We start from the raw sequence: 14,283 nt of genomic DNA, 5'->3' as shown, positions 1-14,283 counted from the left end.
GCCGACCGGGCACCGGCGCGCGGCAAGGCTATGCAGGAGGCGGACCTTTCGACAAGGGGTTAGGAAAGGGGCTTGACGAAGTCCGGACAGGGCCGGCGGGCGTCAGCCGCCCAGGACGTCCCGGACGAAGGCGTTGGTGAACTTGCCCGCCGGGTCCAGGTCACGGACGAGCGCCCGGAAGTCGTGCAGGCGCGGGTAGCGGGCGTGCAGCTCCACCGCCGGCGTGGTGAACACCTTCCCCCAGTGCGGTCGCGCGCCGAACGGCGCCAGCGCCTCCTCCACCCGCCGCACCACGGGCAGCACCGACCGGGTGTCCTCGACCCAGGTGAAGTGGACGGCCACCGTGTCCCGGCCGTAGGAGGGGCTGAGCCACTGGTCGTCGGCGGCGACGGTGCGCACCTCGCAGGTCTGCAGCGCCGGGGCGACCGTCTCCCGGACGGCGTCCACCGCCCGCAGCACGCCGACGGCCGACTCCCGCGGCATCAGGTACTCCGACTGCAGCTCCGCCCCGCTGCTCGGCGTGAACTCCGCCCGGAAGTGCGGCAGTCGCTCGTGCCAGGGGCCGGCCACGCCGAACTGCTCGGTGCAGTTCACCGCCGGCATCCCCGGCACCGGGTGCATCTTCTCGGTCGCCGCGGGCGCCCACGGGAAGTCCGGCAGCGGCCGGTCGGTGCGCCGCTTCACCCACACCTGGCGGAAACCCGGCGCCCGCCAGTCGGTGAACAGGCTCACGCTGTACGCCGCCGACATCACCTTCTCGAACGTGGCGGGATCCAGCCCCTCCAGCGGCATCTCGGTGAACACGTGCTGCTCGACCTCGAAGGCCGGCTCCAGGTCCAGGGTGAGCGCGGTGACGACACCGAGCGCGCCCAGCGAGGTGACCGCGCCGCCGAACCGCTCGTCGCCGCGCGCCACGGTCACCGTCGAGCCGTCCGCCGCGACCAGTTCCACCGCGCGCACGGACGAGGCGAGCGGGCCGTTGCCGACGCCGGAGCCGTGGGTGCCGGTGGCGACCGAGCCGGCCACCGAGATGTGCGGGAGCGACGCCATGTTCGCCAGCGCCAGCCCGTGCCGGTGCACCTGCCGGGCCAGCTCCGCGTAGCGAACCCCGCCGCCGACCCGTACCGTCCGGGCCGCCGTGTCCACGTCGACCTGCGGGGGCAGCGCTTCCAGGGAGAGCAGGACGCCCTCCTCACCGGCCTCGGCGATCTCGTTGAAGGAGTGCCCGCTGCCGAGGGCCCGCACCCGTGAGCTCTCCCCGACCAGCGTGCGCAGCGCGTCCAGGGTGCGCGGGCGGTGCAGCTCCCGGGCGGCGTAGGTGATGTTGCCCGCCCAGTTGGTCACGGTCTCGGCCATCGCTCGTCCTTCCTGACGATCGGGGCCGAAAAGGGCCCCTGCCGGAACCTACCCCGGGAGTGATCCACGCCATGTGGGGGGACCCGGCACCCCGGACGTCCGGGCGGGGGCATACCGTGAGGAGTCGTACGTCCGAACCGGGAGGAGACACTTCGATGGGCAGCCGTACCGCGCTGGTCGAGGACCTGATGGAGCGGTTCCCGCATGTGCCGCGCGAAGCCGTCCTCAAGGAGGACCTGCTGCGCGGCGGTGTGGCCTTCGACCCGTCCGCGCTCAGCGACAACGAGAGCGGAGAGGTCAAACCGAAGTCGTACTTCATCTTCTCCTTCGACCACGGCACCCTGCCGGAGCTGGGCGAGGCCGCGCTGCGCCGCCCGCCGGAGGAGATCATCCTCACCGGCGGCCCGTACGACCTGCGCCGCACGGTCGTGTCCGTGCGCGTGAACCCGGCCTCCCCCTACCGCGTCGCCGCCGACGAGCACGGCATGCTCGGCCTCTACCTCGACGGCAAGCGGATCTCGGACGTCGGCGTGCCGCCCATGCCCGAGTACTACCGGCACACCCTGTCCAACGGGAAGTCGGTCATGGAGGTCGCCCCCACCATCCAGTGGGGCTACCTGATCTACCTGACCGTCTTCCGGGTCTGCCAGTACTTCGGCGCCAAGGAGGAGTGCCAGTACTGCGACATCAATCACAACTGGCGCCAGCACAAGGCGGCCGGCCGGCCCTACACCGGCGTGAAGGCCGTCGAGGAGGTCCTGGAGGCCCTCGAGATCATCGACCGGTACGACACCGCGAAGACGTCCACGGCCTACACCCTCACCGGCGGCGCCATCACCAAGACCGTCTCCGGACGCGACGAGGCCGACTTCTACGGCCACTACGCCAAGGCCATCGAGGAGCGCTTCCCCGGCCGCTGGATCGGCAAGGTCGTCGCCCAGGCACTGCCCAGGGACGACGTGCAGCGCTTCAAGGACTACGGCGTGCAGATCTACCACCCCAATTACGAGGTGTGGGACGAGTACCTGTTCAAGATGTACTGCCCCGGCAAGGAGCGCTACGTCGGCCGCGACGAGTGGCACAGGCGGATCCTCGATTCGGCGGAGATCTTCGGCGCGCGCAACGTGATCCCCAACTTCGTGGCGGGCGTGGAGATGGCCGAGCCCTTCGGCTTCAAGACGGTCGACGAGGCCATCGCCTCCACCACCGAGGGCCTGCGCTTCTTCATGTCGCAGGGCATCACGCCCCGCTTCACCACCTGGTGCCCGGAGCCGACCACCCCGCTCGGCAAGGCCAACCCGCAGGGCGCGCCGCTGGAGTACCACATCCGGCTGCTCCAGGCGTACCGGCAGACCATGGAGGACTTCGGCCTCTCCTCGCCCCCCGGCTACGGTCCGCCCGGACCCGGCAACGCGGTGTTCTCCGTCAGTTCCTTCATGGACAGCCTCCCGGCGCAGGAGCCCGCCGAGACGGTCTGAGACACCGGGCGTCCCAGCGCCCCTTCAGGAAGACACGACGGAGGACGCGGAGGACGCGGAAGGCCGGAACCGAGACGTTCCGGCCTTCCGCGCGTATTGTCCCTGCGAGGGGTGGCCACGCCGCCACACAAAGTGAGGGAAGCGCTTGTCAGTTGTGTCGGGGACGTGAAAAGCTCGGCCACTGCCGCGAGGTTTCCCCCAACTCCATTGCCGCTATGGCGAGTTGACCTCGTTCGTGATGCGGGAGTCTCATGCCCGACCTGCCGAGCCCCCAGGACGCCACCGAGGCGGCGCTGTTCACCGAGTGCTGGGACGCGGCGCTCTCCTACGCCGACCTGTGCACAGCCGGGTCCGCCGCCGCGGCGGAACTGGCCCGCGAGGCCTTCGCACAGGGCATACGGGAGCTGCGCGAGGCGGAGTCGGGCACCGTCCGCGGCTACAGCCGCCGTTCCACCCGGCTGCCCCGAATACCCCTGCTGCTGACCGCCGTTCGCAACACGGCGGCCGCCTGGGAGGAGGCGGGCCAGGGACACAAGCTCGACCCCGATCTGCGGCTGTGGCTCCACTCCGACAAGGCCGCCCGCCACACCGGCCCGCCACTGGAACGCCCGGTCGCCCTGCGCGGACTGCGCGATCTGCAGCCCGCGGACGCCGAACTGCTCTGGCTGGCCGAGGCGGAGGCCCTGCCGCTGCCCCTGGTGGCACGCCGGCTCGGCCTCGACCCCGCCACCGCGGCCGACGAACTCGCCCAGGTCGGCCGCCTGTTCCGGGACCGCTGCCACCGCAACCACCTCGACTCGCCCCTGGACGCCGAGTGCCGCAGCTACGCCCGGCTCCTCGACGCCGTCACCCGCTCACCCGCCGCGGACACCCCCGACGACCTCTCCCGGCACCTCGCCACCTGCCACCGGTGCGCCGAGGCCGCCGCCTGTCTGCGACTGCACGGCGGGGGACTGCCCGGCGCACTGGCCGGCGGGGTGATCGGCTGGGGCGGCCTCGCCTATCTGGAACGCCGTCGCCGCGCCGCCGAGGTACGGCTCGGAGCCGGACGCCCGGACCGGGCCGACGCGGACAGCGGCGACCCGGCGGACGGCGGGGACAGGACACGCGTCGCCCGGCACGGTCTGCTGGTCGCCGCCCTCCTGGTCTCCCTCCTCGCGCTCGCGGTCTCCCTGATGCCGTTCGGCGACACGGCCGACGAGGGCGCCGCACGCCCGGACGCCGACCGGCAACCGGTGGCCGACCCCGGACCCTCCCTGCCCTCCGCGCCCACGGCCCCTACCGGTGAAGCCCCCGCGGGCTCCCCGGAACCGTCCCCCGAGCGCACCCCGGACCGGAAGAACCCCGACCCCGGACCGCAGGGCACCTCCTCCGCCACCGCCGCGCCCGAGACCACCGCCCGCAGCGAGCCGGCCGCCTGCCGGGTCGGCTACGACCTGCTCAACGAGTGGCCCGACGGCTTCCAGGCCACCGTCACCGTCACCACACGCGACCCCCTCGACTCCTGGCGCGTCGGCTTCACCTTCCCCGACGGCCAGCGGGTCACCCAGATGTGGGACGCCTCGCCCGACCAGGACGGCTCCCGGGTCACCGCCACCGCCGCCGACTACAACAAGTCGGTCGCCGCCGGCGGGAAACTCGCCTTCGGCTTCCTCGCGTCCCGCGACGGCACGAACCACCCGCCGTCCGGCTTCACGCTCAACGGCCGCACCTGCGCGACGGCGTGACGCGGGAGCCCGGAAAAACAAGTTGACGGGCCGGGGCGACCGCGGGCTACTGTGAGCACAGATCACGCGGTGGCCGTGCGCCGCCGTGCCGGACCGATCGTGGAGTGAGGAGGTGTCGACCGATGGCTGTCATTGCGCCGGGCGCTGCCCGCATTCAGGAATCCATCACGTCCACCTCCGTGGCCACCGGCTGATCCCACCCTTTTCCTGTCCGCGTACGCGGCTGCCGGGGCCACCCACCTGAAGGGTCACCCCCTTGAGTTCCACCTCCGTTTCCTCCGCGCTCGCCTCCTACGGCTGGGACGACGCATGGGCGGACGAGTTCGCCCCCTACGACGCGGAAGGGCTGCTGCCCGGACGCGTGATCCGGGTCGACCGCGGCCAGTGCGACGTCGTCACCGCCGGCGGCACCCTGCGCGCCGACACCGCGTTCGTCACCCCGCACGACCCCCTGCGGGTCGTGTGCACGGGCGACTGGGTCGCCGTCGAACCCGGCGGGAACCCGCGCTACGTCCGCGCGTATCTGCCGCGTCGTACCGCCTTCGTGCGCTCCACCTCCTCCAAGCGGTCCGAGGGGCAGATCCTCGCCGCCAACGTCGACCACGCCGTCGTCGCCGTCTCCCTCGCCGCCGAACTCGACCTGGCCCGGATCGAACGCTTCCTCGCGCTCGCCTGGGAATCCGGGGCGCAGCCGGTGGTCGTCCTCACCAAGGCCGACCTCGTGCCGGACGCGGTGACCCGAGCGCACCTCGTCCAGGACGTGGAGACCAGCGCGCCGGGTGTGCCCGTACTCACCGTCAGTGCCAAGGACGGGGACGGGCTCGACGTCCTCGCCGCGATCACGGCCGGCGGTACGTCGGTGCTGCTCGGACAGTCCGGCGCGGGCAAGTCCACCCTGGCCAACGCGCTCCTCGGCGAGGACGTGATGGACGTCCGGGCCATCCGGGACGTCGACGGCAAGGGCCGCCACACCACGACCACCCGCAACCTGCTGGCGCTGCCCGGCGGGGGAGTCCTCATCGACACACCGGGACTGCGGGGCGTCGGCCTGTGGGACGCCGGCACCGGCGTCGGACAGGTGTTCGCCGAGATCGAGGAGTTCGCCGAGAGCTGCCGCTTCCACGACTGCGCCCACGAGAGCGAGCCGGGCTGCGCGGTCCTCGACGCCGTCGAGACCGGTGACCTGCCGCAGCGCCGTCTGGAGAGCTACCGCAAGCTGCTCCGGGAGAACCAGTACATCGTCGCCAAGACCGACGCCAGGCTCCGCGCGGAGATCCGCAAGGACTGGAAGCGCAAGGGCGCCATCGGCAGGGCGGCGATGGAGGCCAAGCGGGGCCGCCTGCGCTAGGGGTGTCGTTTGGATCAGGACGGCTTCGGGCGACGGTGCCTCACAGCCGAGCCGGGCGGGGTCCGGTGGGTGCGACTGCGAGGCGGAGGAGGGAGTCGACGCGGAGCGTCGAGGACCGACGACGACGCCGCAGAGGTGCGTGCCGGGCCCCGCGGCCCCGGCAAGATCCAAACGACATCTCCTGGACGGCCTCCGTGTCCGATTTCCGCCAGCCGGGGCCTCCCGGCCGGTGGAGACTGGACGGTGTGAAGGACGAGGACAGCAGGTACGAGGCGGTACGCAGCCGGGACGCCCGGTTCGACGGGGTGTTCTTCTTCGCCGTGGAGACGACCGGCATCTACTGCCGGCCCAGCTGCCCCGCCGTCACCCCGAAGCGGCACAACGTGCGGTTCTTCGCGACCGCCGCCGCCGCGCAGGGCTCCGGGTTCCGCGCCTGCCGGCGCTGCCGCCCGGACGCCGTGCCCGGCTCCGCCGAGTGGAACGTGCGGGCCGACGTCGTCGGCCGGGCCATGCGGCTGATCGCCGACGGCGTCGTCGACCGCGAGGGCGTCGCCGGACTCGCCGCACGGCTCGGCTACAGCGCCCGCCAGGTGCAGCGCCAGCTCACCGGCGAGCTGGGCGCCGGGCCCGTCGCGCTCGCCCGGGCCCAGCGGGCGCACGCCGCGCGCGTGCTCCTGCAGACCACCGGGCTGCCGGTCACCGAGATCGCCTTCGCCTCCGGATTCGCCAGCGTGCGGCAGTTCAACGACACCGTACGGGCCGTGTACGCCGGCACCCCCAGCGAGCTGCGCGCCTCCGCGCCCCGCCGGGGCAGGGCCGCCACGCCCTCCGCCGGAATCCCCCTGCGGCTCGCCCACCGCGGCCCCTACCAGGCGGGACCCGTCTTCGACCTGCTGGAACGCGAGGCCGTCCCCGGCATCGAGGACGTGAGCGGCACCCCGGGAGCCCGCACCTACCGGCGGACGCTCAGGATGCCCTACGGCACCGGCATCGCCGCCGTCGAGGAACGCCCGCACACCGGGCCGGGCGCCCACCCCGGCGGCTGGCTCGACGTCCGCGTCCACCTCACCGACCCCCGCGATCTGACCACCGCCGTACAACGCCTGCGGCGGCTGTTCGACCTGGACGCCGACCCGTACGCCGTCGACGAGCGACTCGGTGCCGACGCTCGCCTCGCCCCGCTGGTCGCCGCCCGGCCCGGACTGCGCTCACCGGGGGCCGCCGACCCGGACGAACTGGCGGTGCGCGCGCTGGTGGGCCGCGACGAGGCCGCACGGCTGGGCCGGCGGTACGGCAAGAGGCTCGACGCCCCCTGCGGCACCCTCACCCACCTGTTCCCCGAGGCCGCCGTCCTCGCCGGGGCCGAGCCCGACGGCACCCTGGGCGCACTCACCGCCGCCCTCGCCGACGGCACCGTACGCCTCGGACCCGGCGCCGACCGGGACGAGGCCCGGCACGCCCTGGCCGCCGTCCCCGGCCTCGACGCCCGTACGATCGCCGAGATTCGCACCCGCGCGCTCGGCGACCCGGACGTGGCCCCGCCCGGACCCGGCATTCCCGACAGCTGGCGCCCCTGGCGCTCGTACGCCCTGAACCACCTGCGCGCCGCAGGGGAGTTGGAGTGACCATGATGACCACGACGTACTGGACCGGTGTGGACAGCCCCGTCGGACCGCTGCTGCTCACCGCCGCCCCGACCGGCGAGCTGACCTCGCTGTCCGTGCCCGGGCAGAAGGGCGGCCGCACGCCGGCGGACGACTGGCGGCGGGACCCCGGACCGTTCCGCGAGGCCGAGCGGCAGCTCACCGCGTACTTCGCCGGCGACCTCAAGGAGTTCCGGCTGGCCATGAGCGCCGTCGGCACCCCGTTCCGGGAGAAGGTGTGGGCCGCGCTCGACGACGTCCCCTACGGGGCGACCGTCTCCTACGGCGAGATCGCGGCCCGGATCGGCGCGCCCCGCGCCGCCGTGCGGGCCGTCGGCGGCGCGATCGGCGCGAACCCGCTGCTCATCGTCCGCCCCTGTCACCGGGTGATCGGCGCCGACGGCTCGCTGACCGGGTACGCGGGCGGGGTGGAGCGGAAGGTGCGGCTGCTCACCCACGAGGGAGTGCTGCGGCCGTGAGCCAAGGGGGTCGAGGGGTTCAAGGTGTTCAGCCCCAGAACACCGCACCCAGCCACGCCGCCGTGATCAGCTGACAGGTGAACAGTTCCGTCAGCAGACTCCAGCCGCCCGAGCGCAGCGCCGTGCGCAGCGCCGCGACCGCCTCGCCGTGGCGGCCCAGCCGGAGCCGCTCGAAGACGTAGATCCCGGCGAGGAAGCCCGGGACCGCGCCGATCACGGGCAGCAGGACGAAGCCGGCGAACGAGCCGCAGCCCGCGTACGCCAGCATCCGGGCGTCGTCGCCGCTCGCCCGCAGCCGGCGGGGCGGCAGCGCCCAGCGCACCACCTGCGACAGGAACAGCACGACGGTCGCCCCCACCAGCACCCACCACGCGACGGGCCGCGGATCCTTCAGCGCCCACCACAGGACCCCGGCCCACACCAGCCACGACCCGGGCACCCCTGGCAGCAGCACTCCCCACAGTCCGAGCAGGAGCACCAGTCCGGCGAGCAGGAGGTCCCACGCTCCCATCCCTCCAGAGTGCAGGAGGCCGGGGAACGGCGCAGGACGGAACGCCCCCGGTGCCACCCGTCGCACAGCCGTCCCGCCGTTCACCCGACAGGCCGTCCCGGGTGCGCCGCGGGGCGGGGATTTTCCCGATGCCCCGTTCTCATCCGGCCCGCGCGGTGGACAATCGAGGACATGAGCCAGCAGGGGGGAAGGCCCACCGGTCCCGAGGACGACTGGTGGGAACAGCTGTACGACGACGCCGCCGGTGACACGGGCCCCGTACCGGCCCCCGATTCCCTGGACGACCGCTTCGCCTCGGCGTCCGGCACGCTGAACGCGGGCGGGCCCGCCCCGGCCGACCCACCTCCCGCCCCGACGGTCCCGGGCCCCCGTCCGGCCGCCCCCGCCGCACCGGCGGGCCCTCCGCCACGACCCGCCGACGCCCCGCCCCGCGCGCCCTGGGACCCCCCGCCCGCCGCGGCCGCGGGCCCCACGGCCCTTCCCCCGCCCGAGCCGCGGCCGTCGCCGCCCCCGGCTTCTCCCACCTCCGGCACGGCCTTCGGCCGCTGGATCCCCGCCACCGCGCCTCCGCCCCCCACGGCCCCACCGGCCCCGGGGCCCGCGGACGACTCCGCCCCCCGGCTCGAACCACCCCCGGCCCCGCTCCCGTCCCGCGCCCACGTGGGATCCCGGCCGCCCACCTACGACGCCGAGCCCACCGCCCTTCCGCCGGCCGACCCCGACGCACTGGCCGACCTGGTGCCGGACACCGTGCTGGACGGGGCCCGCTACGGGGCCTGCACCCTGCGCGCCGCCTCCGTGCGCGGGGACTCCGCGCGCTACCGGGGCGAACCGCGCCGCGACGCGCTGCTGACCGCCCGGTTCGGAACGGGGGAGCAGGCCCTGGTCCTCGTGGCACTGGCGACCGGCGCCCGCACCGCGCCCGGCGCGCACCGGGCCGCCGCCGAGGCCTGCCGGTGGATCGGCGCGGCGGTGGGCCGCAGCCACGCCCGCCTCGTCGACGACATCAGGGCCGCCCGGCGCGGCGACCTCAAGTCCGGACTGCACCGCCTCACCGACCGCAGCCTCGGCAGACTCCGCGCCGGCGCGGCCGAGCAGGGCCTCGAACCCGACGCCTACGCGGCCACTCTGCGCTGCCTCCTCCTGCCCGCCGACCCCGAATGCCGCACCCGGGTCTTCTTCGGCGTCGGCCCCGGCGGACTGTTCCGGCTGCGGGACGGTGCGTGGCAGGACATCGAACCCGAGACCACCGAGGTCAGGGGCGAACCCGTGGTCGGTTTCGGCTCACCGCCCTCCGAGACCCCCGACGGCGACCGCCTCACCATGGACCTGGGCATCCCCACGCCCCCGAGCCCGTACGAACCCGCCCCCGAACCACCCCGCGAGCCCTTCCGCTTCCGCACCTCCATAGCCCGCCCGGGTGACACCCTGCTGATGTGCGGCACCGGCCTCGCCGACCCCCTGCGCGGCGAACGGGAGCTCCGCGCGCACCTCGCCGACCGGTGGTCCCGCCCCGGACCGCCCGGCCTCGCCGCGTTCCTCGCCGACACCCAGGTACGGGTCAAGGGATACACGGACGACCGTACGGCCGTCGCCGTTTGGGAGGCGTGAGCGCGCGCCGTGTGAATTCATGGAACCCGTCAGGCATCTTCGACACCAGAGGGGCAGACGGAAGCCATGGCCAAACAGAACGTCGCGGAACAGTTCGTCGACATCCTCACCCGCGCGGGAGTCAAACGCCTCTACGGCGTCGTCGGCGACAGCCTCAACCCTGTCGTCGACGCCGTGCGCCGCAACGCCGCCATCGACTGGATCCACGTCCGGCACGAGGAGACCGCCGCCTTCGCCGCCGGCGCCGAGGCCCAGGTCACCGGCAGGCTGGGCGCCTGCGCCGGCTCCTGCGGGCCCGGCAACCTGCACCTCATCAACGGGCTGTACGACGCCCACCGTTCCATGGCCCCGGTCCTCGCCCTCGCCTCCCACATCCCGTCCAGTGAGATCGGCCTCGGCTACTTCCAGGAGACCCATCCCGACCAGCTGTTCCGCGAGTGCAGCCACTACAGCGAGATGATCTCCAGTCCGCAGCAGATGCCCCGGCTGCTGCAGACCGCCATCCAGCACGCCGTCGGCCGCTCCGGCGTCAGCGTCGTCACCCTTCCGGGCGACATCGCCGACCATGCCGCCCCCGAGAAGCCCGTCGAGACCGCACTCGTCACCTCCCGGCCCACGGTCCGCCCCGGCGACGCCGAGATCGACCGCCTCGTCGACATGATCGACGAGGCCGAGAAGGTCACGTTGTTCTGCGGCGCCGGCACGAAGGGCGCGCACGCCGAGGTCATGGAGTTCGCCCAGAAGATCAAGTCGCCGGTCGGACACGCCCTGCGCGGCAAGGAGTGGATCCAGTACGACAACCCGTACGACGTCGGCATGAGCGGACTGCTCGGTTACGGTGCCGCCTACGAGGCCACCCACGAGTGCGATCTGCTGATCCTGCTCGGCACCGACTTCCCGTACAGCGCCTTCCTGCCCGACGACGTGAGGATCGTGCAGGTGGACGTGCGGCCCGAGAACCTCGGCCGGCGCTCCAAGCTGGACCTCGCGGTGTGGGGCGATGTGAAGGAGACGCTGCGCTGTCTGACGCCCCGGGTCCGCGCCAAGGACAACCGGAAGTTCCTCGACCGGATGCTGAGGAAACACACGGACGCGCTGGAGGGGGTGGTGAAGGCGTACACGCGGAAGGTGGAGAAGCATGTGCCGATCCACCCCGAGTACGTGGCGTCCGTACTGGACGAGATGGCCGACGACGACGCCGTGTTCACCGTCGACACCGGCATGTGCAACGTCTGGGCGGCCCGCTACATCTCGCCCAACGGCCGCCGCCGGGTGATCGGTTCCTTCTCCCACGGCTCGATGGCGAACGCGCTGCCGATGGCGATCGGGGCGCAGTTCACCGACCGGGGCCGGCAGGTCGTGTCGATGTCCGGTGACGGCGGATTCACCATGATGATGGGGGACTTCCTCACCCTGGTGCAGTACGACCTGCCGGTGAAGGTGGTCCTGTTCAACAACTCCTCGCTCAGCATGGTCGAGTTGGAGATGCTGGTCGCCGGACTGCCCTCGCACGGCACCGCCATGAAGAACCCCGACTTCGCCGCCGTCGCCCGCGCGTGCGGCGCCCACGGGGTGCGGGTGGAGAAGCCGAAGGAGCTCGCCGGGGCGCTGAAGTCCGCGTTCAGGCACAAGGGCCCGGCCCTCGTCGACATCGTCACCGACCCCAACGCGCTGTCCATCCCGCCGAGGATCAGCAAGGAGATGGTGACCGGATTCGCCCTGTCCGCCTCCAAGATCGTGCTGGACGGAGGCGTCGGCCGGATGCTCCAGATGGCCCGCTCCAACCTGCGCAACGTGCCGCGCCCGTAAGAGGGTGAACAGCAGTTCCTGTTTCTTTCAGTGGATATCCGGTTTCATCAGTGAATATCTTGATGATGTGAAGCTTTCCGAGTGGGCGGCGCGCAACGGCGTGCACTACCAGACCGCGTGGACCTGGGCGAGGGAGGGCCGTATGCCGGTTCCTGTCGTCCAGACGCCGTCGGGTACATGACTGGTGAGCGAGTCCGTCCCGCAGGCCGCCGGGCGGGTCGTGGTGTACTGCCGTGTTTCGTCCGGTGACCGGAAAGCGGGCCTGGAGCGCCAGGTCGCCCGGACCGTTCAGGGGGCAATGTCCCGGGGTCTGGTGGTCGCCGACGTGGTGACGGAGGTCGGCTCCGGTTTGGACGGGCGTCGTCGCAAGCTGCACCGGCTGCTCGCCGACCCGGGTGTGGGGACGATCGTGGTCGAGCATCGTGAGTGCCTCGCCCGGTTCGGCGTCGAGCACTTGGAGGCCGCCCTCTCGGCCTCGGGGCGGCGCCTGCTCGTCCTTGACCCGGCGGAGACCGCCGACGATCTCGTACGGGATGTCACCGAGGTCCTGACCTCGATGTGCGCGCGCCTGTATGGCCGGCGCTCCGCGAAGAACCGCGCCACCCGGGCAATCGCCGTTGCCACCGGTGCGCAGGTGGCCGGATGAAGAAGTTCACGCCGCAGCCGGGTTTCACCGTCCTCGCGTACAAGCTCGCACTGGACCCGAACGCCACCGCCGGCCGCCGCCTGTGCTTGCACGCGGGTGCCGCGAGGGCGGCGTACAACTGGGCGGTCGCTTACATCACCGCCGCGTGGTGGCAGCGCAGGGCCGAGCAGTCGTACGGCATTACCGAGGACGAGCTGACACCGTGGCGGTCATGGTCGCTGCCCTCGCTGCGCAAGGCCTTCAACGAGGGCAAGCGCACCAGCCCGCGCTTCGCCGGCTGGTGGGAGGAGAACTCCAAGGAGGCATACAACACCGGCCTGGCGGGCGCGTCGGCGGCGTTCGACAACTACGCGAAGTCCAGGAGCGGCAGGCGCAAGGGCCGCAAGATGGGCCTCCCGCGCTTCAAATCGAAGCGGAAAGCGCGCCTGACCTGCCGGTTCACCACTGGAACGATCCGTATCGAACCTGACGGACGGCACATCACCCTGCCCAGGATCGGCCGCGTCCGCCTCCACGAGAGCGCCTCCCGCCTGCGGGCCCTCGCCGATGCCGGGCACCTGCGGATCCTGTCCGCGACGGTGCGTCTGGACCGGGGGCGCTGGTTCGTGTCGTTGCAGGTCGAGGAGAAGCACCAGCTGGTGAAGGTCGCCCGTCCCGACGCGGCGGTCGGTGTCGACCTCGGCATCAAGACGCTCGCCGTCCTCGCGGACAGCGACGGCGTCCTCGCCGCGGAACCCAACCCACGCCACCTCGACCGCGCGCACAAGCAGCTGCGCCGCGCCGGCCGCGTCGTCTCACGCCGCCAGGGACCGGACCGGCGCACCGGGCAGAAGGCGTCGAAGCGCTGGGGGAAGGCCAACCGGGCCCGGAACAAGGTGCACCACCGGGTCGCGAACCTCCGCGAGGACACCCTCCACAAGATGACGACCCGTCTTGCCCGCGAGTACGGCACGATCGTCGTCGAAGACCTCAACGTTGCCGGCATGGGCCGCAACCGGCGCCTGTCCCGCCGCGTCGCGGATGCCGCGTTCGGCGAGATCCGACGCCAGCTCGCCTACAAGACCCGCTGGCACGGCACGCGGCTCGTCGTCGCCGACCGCTGGTTCCCCTCCTCGAAGACCTGCTCTTGCTGCGGTGCGGTGAAAGCCAAGCTGCCCCTCGGCATGCGCGTCTTCGCGTGTGACAACTGCGGACTGGTCATCGACCGGGACGCGAACGCCGGACACAACCTGGTCGCCCTCGCGGCCCGCACCACAGATACCGGAGTGGCCGGAGACCTGGACCCCGCCAAGGCGGAGTCGAAGCCCCGTGGAGCCGACCACAAGACCCGCAGCACCCGACCGCGCCGCAAGGCCGGAACGGGGCGGGCAGGTGGCACAATCCCCGGCCCCCGGGCCGGGAAGGAAACGGGAGACCGTCAACAGGTCACCAGGGCACAACTCCCGCTCTGGTGACCCGTTACGGACCATTCCAGTGGAAACACCGGAATTGCTGAGATCACTCGATGATTAAAGCAACGGGTCGGGAGGACGGCCCCGCATTTGGGCGGCCATCTGCGTGGCCATCGCACTTCGGCCAACTACCGTTCGTGACCGCCCGGCATGACTGGCGGGTGGGTGGCCGGGCAAGGATTCCCGTGAAGGTGTTCGAGTACAGGGGGAATCGACATCGGCAC

The 14,283-nt window shown here is 72.5% G+C and carries 10 protein-coding genes and 1 pseudogene; 9 read left to right on the top strand and 2 right to left on the bottom strand.

The features are described from left to right. Positions 1-102: 102 nt before the first annotated feature. A complete protein-coding gene (locus ACH4VX_RS25165) occupies positions 103-1,356 on the bottom strand; it encodes a D-arabinono-1,4-lactone oxidase (RefSeq protein ID WP_398370266.1) in 1,254 nt (417 codons plus the stop codon). Positions 1,357-1,511: 155 nt separating this feature from the next. On the opposite strand from ACH4VX_RS25165, the gene ACH4VX_RS25160 reads away from it, so the two are divergent. The 5 genes from ACH4VX_RS25160 (at position 1,512) to ACH4VX_RS25140 (ending at position 8,031) form a co-directional block, all read left to right on the top strand. Further along, positions 1,512-2,834 (top strand): radical SAM protein, encoded by a 1,323-nt coding sequence (locus ACH4VX_RS25160; RefSeq protein ID WP_398370265.1) that lies wholly within the window; start codon positions 1,512-1,514, stop codon positions 2,832-2,834. A gap of 251 nt (positions 2,835-3,085) precedes the next feature. Continuing rightward, a complete protein-coding gene (locus ACH4VX_RS25155) occupies positions 3,086-4,561 on the top strand; it encodes a cellulose binding domain-containing protein (RefSeq protein ID WP_398370263.1) in 1,476 nt (491 codons plus the stop codon). Between the two features lie 256 nt (positions 4,562-4,817). After that, the gene (rsgA, locus tag ACH4VX_RS25150; protein WP_398370261.1) at positions 4,818-5,909 is read left to right on the top strand and encodes a ribosome small subunit-dependent GTPase A; all 1,092 of its coding nucleotides are present in this window, start codon (positions 4,818-4,820) and stop codon (positions 5,907-5,909) included. Between the two features lie 245 nt (positions 5,910-6,154). Continuing rightward, entirely contained in the window at positions 6,155-7,534 is a 1,380-nt protein-coding gene (locus tag ACH4VX_RS25145; RefSeq protein ID WP_398370260.1) for a DNA-3-methyladenine glycosylase 2 family protein, read from the top strand. Between the two features lie 5 nt (positions 7,535-7,539). Then, entirely contained in the window at positions 7,540-8,031 is a 492-nt protein-coding gene (locus ACH4VX_RS25140; protein ID WP_398370464.1) for a methylated-DNA--[protein]-cysteine S-methyltransferase, read from the top strand. Positions 8,032-8,059: 28 nt separating this feature from the next. On the opposite strand, the gene ACH4VX_RS25135 is transcribed toward ACH4VX_RS25140, so the two are convergent. After that, positions 8,060-8,542, bottom strand: a complete 483-nt coding sequence (locus ACH4VX_RS25135; protein WP_398370259.1) for a DUF456 domain-containing protein — start codon at positions 8,540-8,542, stop codon at positions 8,060-8,062. Positions 8,543-8,713: 171 nt separating this feature from the next. On the opposite strand from ACH4VX_RS25135, the gene ACH4VX_RS25130 reads away from it, so the two are divergent. The 4 genes and pseudogenes from ACH4VX_RS25130 to tnpB all read left to right on the top strand — a co-directional run bounded on the left by ACH4VX_RS25130 (position 8,714) and on the right by tnpB (position 14,062). Then, positions 8,714-10,153 carry a protein phosphatase 2C domain-containing protein gene (locus ACH4VX_RS25130; RefSeq protein WP_398370258.1) on the top strand — a complete coding sequence of 480 codons (1,440 nt, stop codon included), beginning with the start codon at positions 8,714-8,716 and terminating at the stop codon, positions 10,151-10,153. 66 nt (positions 10,154-10,219) lie between these two features. Beyond that, a complete protein-coding gene (locus ACH4VX_RS25125) occupies positions 10,220-11,962 on the top strand; it encodes a pyruvate dehydrogenase (RefSeq protein ID WP_398370257.1) in 1,743 nt (580 codons plus the stop codon). Between the two features lie 67 nt (positions 11,963-12,029). Further along, a pseudogene (locus ACH4VX_RS25120) lies at positions 12,030-12,608 on the top strand (IS607 family transposase). Further along, on the top strand, positions 12,605-14,062 hold the full coding sequence (gene tnpB / locus ACH4VX_RS25115) for an IS607 family element RNA-guided endonuclease TnpB (RefSeq protein ID WP_398370256.1): 1,458 nt from the start codon (positions 12,605-12,607) through the stop codon (positions 14,060-14,062). Before ACH4VX_RS25120 ends, tnpB begins: the two are co-directional and overlap by 4 nt. Positions 14,063-14,283 lie beyond the last annotated feature (221 nt).

The sequence above is a fragment of the Streptomyces sp. NPDC020731 genome (genome assembly GCF_044334705.1).
Taxonomy (GTDB): Bacteria; Actinomycetota; Actinomycetes; order Streptomycetales; family Streptomycetaceae; genus Streptomyces.
The sequence above is the reverse complement of the archived record's forward strand: the minus strand, read 5'-3'. Positions and strand labels throughout refer to the sequence as shown.

Coding starts and splice junctions, on each gene's coding strand:
- ACH4VX_RS25165 (WP_398370266.1), bottom strand. CDS start 1,356: ATGGCCGAGACCGTGACCAACTGGGCGGGCAACATCACCTACGCCGCC.
- tnpB (WP_398370256.1), top strand. CDS start 12,605: ATGAAGAAGTTCACGCCGCAGCCGGGTTTCACCGTCCTCGCGTACAAG.
- ACH4VX_RS25140 (WP_398370464.1), top strand. CDS start 7,540: ATGACCACGACGTACTGGACCGGTGTGGACAGCCCCGTCGGACCGCTG.
- ACH4VX_RS25130 (WP_398370258.1), top strand. CDS start 8,714: ATGAGCCAGCAGGGGGGAAGGCCCACCGGTCCCGAGGACGACTGGTGG.
- ACH4VX_RS25160 (WP_398370265.1), top strand. CDS start 1,512: ATGGGCAGCCGTACCGCGCTGGTCGAGGACCTGATGGAGCGGTTCCCG.
- ACH4VX_RS25155 (WP_398370263.1), top strand. CDS start 3,086: ATGCCCGACCTGCCGAGCCCCCAGGACGCCACCGAGGCGGCGCTGTTC.
- ACH4VX_RS25135 (WP_398370259.1), bottom strand. CDS start 8,542: ATGGGAGCGTGGGACCTCCTGCTCGCCGGACTGGTGCTCCTGCTCGGA.
- ACH4VX_RS25125 (WP_398370257.1), top strand. CDS start 10,220: ATGGCCAAACAGAACGTCGCGGAACAGTTCGTCGACATCCTCACCCGC.